Below are 2,086 nucleotides of genomic sequence, written 5' to 3'. Positions count from 1 at the left end.
TAGATGAACAGCTGCTCGATGTCGTTCTGGTAGGTCTGGATCTGGTTGTAGGCATCCTCGATGTCCGCGTTCAGATCGGCCGGGTTCTTGAGCTCGAAAACCACCAGGGGCAGGCCGTTGACGAACACCACGATGTCGGGACGGCGTACTTTCTCGCCGTGGACCGTGAACTGCTGGACCGCCAGAAAATCATTGGCGTCAGTCTGCTCGAAATCGATCACCCGGGCGCGCAGAATGGTCTTGTGGCCTTCGGCGTCCTCCACTTCCACCGGCACGCCATTTCGGATCCACTCGTACATCTCCCGGTTGCCGTCTACCAGGGACTGGCTGCCGTAGCTGGCGATCTTCTGCACTGCCGCCTCCAGCGCGGAAGACGGTAGCGACGGGTTCAGACGGTCGAGAGCCTCATGCAATCGGGACCGAAGGATCACTTCCAGGTATTTCCTGCGGGCCCCGTGGCTGCCGCCGGCGGAAACGTCGTCCCCTGTCAGGCATTCATAATCGAGATCGGAGAGCCAGTTCAGACAGGCGGTTTCGAGGTCATTTTCCAGCATGAGTGTCGTTACGCGGCAGCATCTTCCGGTTGGTTGAGACGGATTTTACCGGATATTAGGCGAGGAAGCTGTGTATCTCGGAGTTCAGAAAGGTGTCTGTTTTCATGTGCCATCTCTACGACCCTCTGTAACATAGGTAAAATTAATGCATCAAAAGCAATAGCTACTTTCTTTGAAGGTATAACGATTGGTTGGGAGCCAACTTGATTCCAGTTGGTACGAGGCATACGAGTGCCTTCGCTTTGATTTGTCACATTGTCCACTACAGACTCTTGAGAAAGGCCTAATGTCATCAGGCTGTACCAATGCGGCTCAAGGCTTCTTATTACAAGAATATCTGTAGAACAAATACCGTTAAACGGCGCAATGATAATTTTATGGAAATATGGGCGGAGTTTTCCAAACAATAAATCATACCTTAAAAATCTGTGCTTATTGCTTGTTACGTCTGCACCGATGCCCCAATTGTTAAGAAACAAACTTTTTCGTGGTATGTGTTCTAACCCAATATAGCAATCATTAGGATTGATAGCATCTTTGCGTATATTTATACGAATATTCTCTGATATGTCGGAAAATTTACCCGAAGCCCATCCCTCCGGAATCATCCCCAACTTACTTTCTACAAACTTGTCCGGAAACAGCGCAGCGACTTCCTCGCTCATTCCCTCTGGCTGTTTTCCTTCCATCTTGGCCTTCACCGGATCGAAATCGACGAACCAGGACTTGAAGATGGCGCGGGCGATGGATTCGAGGGTTTGGGCCATCTGTCGGTTCAGCTCGATCTTGTCGTCCAGCGTTCCGAGGATGTGGGCGATGGCGCGTTGTTCAGATAGAGTAGGTACATCAACAACATGGTTTTTCAAAATATCCGTTTTAAGATTAGTAAATACTGAGCCATTTCCTTGCGAAACTAAGTTTTCTCTTTCATGAAGAAGAAAGTAATAACAGAATTCTTTGTGTAACCCATTAAAATCACGTAACAATAGCCAGCCGTCATGTATACAGGCATATATACCCATGAATTTTGGCAAACCTGGGGTAGCACTATTTGATAGGATCAAATCTCCGGGAAAGACTTCCCGGCTTTTTTGTTTTCCCGTTGATTTTATATATTCTTTTGTTGAATTGATGGTGCGTGAGTTAGATGCTGTGGCATCAGCAATTTTTACCCATGGAATTCCTTTATCCATTATATAATTATGGATTGGTCGTGGTGATCCTCCTCTTGTGATGGTACAAAGCTCAGAGAACTTTTCCTTTTTCCATTTACCCCCCATACCCCAACACCTCCATATTTTTCTTGATAATCGTATCTAGTTCCTCTGCCTTCTTCATCTGTTCATAAAGCACCTCAGTCAGTTCGGCCATCTTGCCACTGAATGATTCCTCGTCATCTTCCTCAACTGCCGCCCCTACATACCGCCCTGGCGTCAGCACGAACCCGTGCTTCTCCACTTCTTCCAGTTCCGCTGAATAACAGAACCCCAATACATCCTCATAGGGTTCTCCATCGCTGAACTCGGTTTCCC

Annotated in this window: 2 protein-coding genes and 1 pseudogene; all 3 read right to left on the bottom strand. The window is 47.8% G+C overall.

Annotated features, from left to right (window positions below):
• On the bottom strand, positions 1–554 hold a 554-nt coding region (locus tag ACOCD2_RS17535), incomplete at its 3' end, for a type I restriction endonuclease (RefSeq protein ID WP_419596287.1).
• 8 nt (positions 555–562) lie between these two features.
• The gene (locus ACOCD2_RS17530) at positions 563–1,834 is read right to left on the bottom strand and encodes a restriction endonuclease subunit S (protein WP_419625838.1); all 1,272 of its coding nucleotides are present in this window, start codon (positions 1,832–1,834) and stop codon (positions 563–565) included.
• Positions 1,824–2,086, bottom strand: a pseudogene (locus ACOCD2_RS17525) (SAM-dependent DNA methyltransferase); the annotation flags it as partial. The gene ACOCD2_RS17530 and the pseudogene ACOCD2_RS17525, both read right to left, overlap by 11 nt.

This window comes from Thiolapillus sp. (genome assembly GCF_048562965.1).
Taxonomy (GTDB): Bacteria; Pseudomonadota; Gammaproteobacteria; order Chromatiales; family Chromatiaceae; genus Thiolapillus; species Thiolapillus brandeum_A.
The sequence above is the reverse complement of the archived record's forward strand: the minus strand, read 5'-3'. Positions and strand labels throughout refer to the sequence as shown.

Excerpts from the sequence above, each read along its gene's own strand:
- ACOCD2_RS17530 (WP_419625838.1), bottom strand. The coding sequence starts at position 1,834 with ATGGGGGGTAAATGGAAAAAGGAAAAGTTCTCTGAGCTTTGTACCATC.